Genomic DNA, 3,701 nt, shown 5'->3' with positions numbered 1-3,701 from the left:
CGATGCGTGGGTTGCGGCTGGCGGCCAGGATTACAGCCCGTCGCAGATTTCGGCCTATACCCTTCAGAAGATGAAGGAAACCGCCGAAAGCTACCTCGGCGAAACCGTGACGCAGGCGGTGATCACCGTGCCCGCTTACTTCAACGACGCGCAGCGCCAGGCGACCAAGGACGCCGGCCAGATCGCTGGCCTTGAAGTGCTGCGCATCATCAACGAGCCGACTGCGGCCGCGCTGGCCTATGGCCTCGACAAGCAGGACGGCAAGACCATTGCCGTGTACGACCTTGGCGGCGGCACGTTCGACATCTCCATCCTCGAAATCGGCGATGGCGTGTTCGAGGTGAAGTCCACCAACGGTGACACGTTCCTGGGCGGTGAAGACTTTGACACCGCGCTGGTCGAATACCTGGCGGACAAGTTCAAGGGCAAGGAAGGCCTTGATCTGCGTGGCGACAAGCTTGCCCTGCAGCGTCTCAAGGAAGCGGCGGAAAAGGCCAAGATCGAACTGTCTTCGGCCCAGACCACCGAAATCAACCTGCCCTTCATCACCGCGCGCATGGAAGGTGGCAGCACCACCCCGTTGCACCTGGTGGAAACCATCACCCGTTCGGACCTCGAACGCCTGGTCGGCAAGCTGATCGAGCGCACGCTCGAGCCCTGCCGCAAGGCGCTGGCCGATGCCGGCCTTTCGGCCAAGGACATCGACGACGTGGTGCTGGTCGGCGGCATGACCCGCATGCCCAAGGTGCGCGACGTGGTGAAGGACTTCTTCGGCAAGGATCCGCACACCGGCGTGAACCCTGACGAAGTCGTGGCCATGGGCGCGGCCATCCAGGCCGGCGTGCTCCAGGGCGACGTCAAGGACGTGCTGCTGCTCGACGTGACCCCGCTTTCGCTGGGTATCGAAACGCTGGGCGGCATCATGACCAAGATGATCGACCGCAACACCACGATCCCGACCAAGAAGAGCCAGGTCTACTCGACCGCGGAAGACAACCAGCAGGCCGTGACCATCCGCGTGTTCCAGGGTGAACGCGAAATGGCGCAGGACAACAAGCTGCTGGGCCAGTTCGACCTGCTCGGCATTCCGCCCGCACGGCGCGGCGTGCCCCAGATCGAGGTGACGTTCGACATCGACGCCAACGGCATCGTCAACGTGTCGGCCAAGGACAAGGGCACCGGCAAGGAACAGCAGATCCGCATCCAGGCATCGGGCGGCCTGTCCGACGCCGATATCGACCAGATGGTGCGCGATGCTGAAAAGTTCGCGGCTGACGACAAGAAGCGCCGCGAGGCGGCCGAGGCCAAGAACAACGCCGAAAGCCTGGTCCACGCCACCGAGCGCCAGCTCGAAGAGCATGGCGACAAGGTCGACGCGGGCCTCAAGGCCGAAATCGAGGCAGCCCTGGCAGAAGCCAAGACCGCGATCGAAAGCGGCAATGCCGAAGACATGACCGCCAAGACCCAGGCTCTCACCGACAAGGCGATGAAGCTGGGCCAGGCGATCTATGAAAAGGAACAGGCCGGTGCCGCCTCTCCGGGGGCAGAAGCGCCCAAGGACGATGGCGTGGTCGACGCCGAGTTCTCGGAAGTGGACGACACCAAGGCTTGATCTGCAACATGACCCCCTCTCTTGCCGCGCAGCGCGGCAAGGGACGGGGAGAGGGGACCAGGAACGCCTTTAACATGGCATTGCCCAGGCCCTCTCCCCGTGCGGGGCGAGGGCTTTGTTATGGCAGTTGAAGCCGATTATTACGAATTGCTGGAAGTGGAACGGACGGCTGATGACAAGGTCATCAAGTCTGCGTTCCGCAAGCTGGCGATGAAATTCCACCCCGACAAGAATCCGGGGTGCCAGGATTCCGAGGCCAAGTTCAAGCAGATCAACGAGGCCTATGCCTGCCTCTCCGATCCGCAAAAGCGCGCCGCCTATGATCGCTATGGCCATGCCGCGTTCCAGCAGGGCGGCCCCGGTGGCGGCGGTGCAGGCGGTTTTGGCGGCGGCGATTTCGGCGACATCGGCGATATCTTCGAAACGATCTTCGGCGGTGCCTTTGGTGGCGGTGGCGGCCGGCAGCAAAGCCGGCGCGGCGCTGATTTGCGCTATGACATGGAAGTGACGCTGGAAGAGGCGTTCCATGGCAAGACCGCCGAAATCAGTGTCGAGGTTTCGCAGACTTGCGAACCGTGCAGTGGTTCCGGCGCCACGCCTGGCACTTCTGCCCGCCGCTGCAACCTGTGCGGCGGACATGGCAAGGTGCGCGCACAGCAGGGCTTTTTCATGGTGGAGCGGGCCTGCCCCAACTGCCACGGTCGCGGCGAAGTGATCGAAAAGCCCTGCCGTCATTGCCGTGGCGAAGGCCGCGTCGATGCGCCGCAGACCTTGGCGGTGGATATTCCCGCCGGCGTCGATACCGGCACGCGCATCCGCCTGGCCGGCAAGGGCGAGGCCGGGCCCAATGGCGCTCCGGCGGGTGATCTCTACATCTTCCTGCACATTGCCCGGCACAAGGTGTTCGAGCGCGACGGCACCACCCTGCTGACTCGCGCCCCGATCAGCTTCACCACCGCAGCCCTGGGTGGAGAAATCGAGATCCCCGGCCTGGACGGCAGCCGCCACGCGATCGAGATTCCCGCCGGCATCCAATCGGGCAAGCAGCTGCGCAAGCGCGGCGCGGGCATGCCCGTGCTGCAAGGGCGCGGCTCGGGCGATCTTGTCGTGGAAATCCAGGTGGAAACGCCCACCAAGCTTTCGGCGCGCCAGCGCGAACTGCTGCGCGAATTTCAGAGCACCGAAACCGGCGAAGAATGCCCGCAATCCAAGGGCTTTTTCGAACGCATCAAGGATGCCTGGACCGATTTGACGGAATAACGTTTGGCTTTGGTTTGGCGCGGTTTTCGCAAATGCCCGCGCCAGGCCTAACACCACCCCCAACCCCCTCCTCTGAAGAGGAGGGGGCTTTTTTATGTCTAACCCCCCTCCTCTTTAGAGGAGGGGGGCGGGGGGTGGTGGAAGCCACCATCAAACCTCGCCAAAACCTCCGCTCGCACGCTTGGCACCAACTCAGCGTCTGCCCGTAAGCGCCGTTCCTCTTCGGCCAAGATCGCCAGGAACGCATCGCGCTTGAAGGTCTCGATCAAAGCAGCATCAAGCGGCTCGTCCAGCGTTGAACAGAGCATGTCGATCAGCCGTTCCGCACCATTGAGCCGGCCCCACAGATAGTCATTCTCGCGCCAGGCACGGCTGAAGAACGCGCCGAAGTGGGTAAAGGCAATGCCCTTGAGGCAGGCGCGCGTGCCGCCGCTGCGGATGGCGGTGGCGTCTTCGGGCGAAATACGATCGACCTTGACCGGGTCGAACTCACCCAGGCCATCGCCCTGGAACAGCGGCAGCGTGGCCACGTCATAAAACGGAAAGCCCAGATAGGCGTGCAAGAAACGGCGGCGCAGCGCCTTGTCCATCATGCCCAGCGCATGGACGAACAGCCCATCCACTTCATCATCCAGCCGCGCCAGATCGCGCCGCGCGGCAATCGCGGTCAGCACCGCGCCGGGGTCTTCGCGCACCACGGCCGCGCTGGCGGCAAAGCCGGGGCCAAGGCCGCTCAGGCTGGCCCGCGCCTGATAAAGCGCCTGGGCACGATAGACCACGTCGCGCGCCGCCTCACGCGCGGCCGGGTCGATGCCGGCGGCTTCGTCCC

General features: G+C 64.0%; 3 protein-coding genes. 2 read left to right on the top strand and 1 reads right to left on the bottom strand.

Features of this window, described 5'->3' with window-relative positions:
- Both dnaK and dnaJ read left to right on the top strand, forming a co-directional pair.
- Positions 1–1,612, top strand: a 1,612-nt coding sequence (gene dnaK / locus H926_RS28535) for a molecular chaperone DnaK (RefSeq protein WP_043610295.1), incomplete at its 5' end; no start/stop codon positions are given.
- Between the two features lie 120 nt (positions 1,613–1,732).
- Complete coding sequence (gene dnaJ / locus H926_RS0117740) at positions 1,733–2,872, top strand: molecular chaperone DnaJ (RefSeq protein WP_022677501.1); 1,140 nt, start codon at positions 1,733–1,735, stop codon at positions 2,870–2,872.
- Between the two features lie 98 nt (positions 2,873–2,970).
- Here the strand turns inward: dnaJ and H926_RS28530 are convergent.
- Positions 2,971–3,701, bottom strand: a 731-nt coding sequence (locus tag H926_RS28530; protein WP_043610293.1) for a DUF3376 domain-containing protein, incomplete at its 5' end; no start/stop codon positions are given.

It is taken from the genome of Novosphingobium sp. B-7 (assembly GCF_000410615.1).
Taxonomy (GTDB): Bacteria; Pseudomonadota; Alphaproteobacteria; order Sphingomonadales; family Sphingomonadaceae; genus Novosphingobium; species Novosphingobium capsulatum.
Note: the sequence above shows the minus strand (reverse complement) of the source record. Positions and strands in the feature narration are given on the sequence as shown.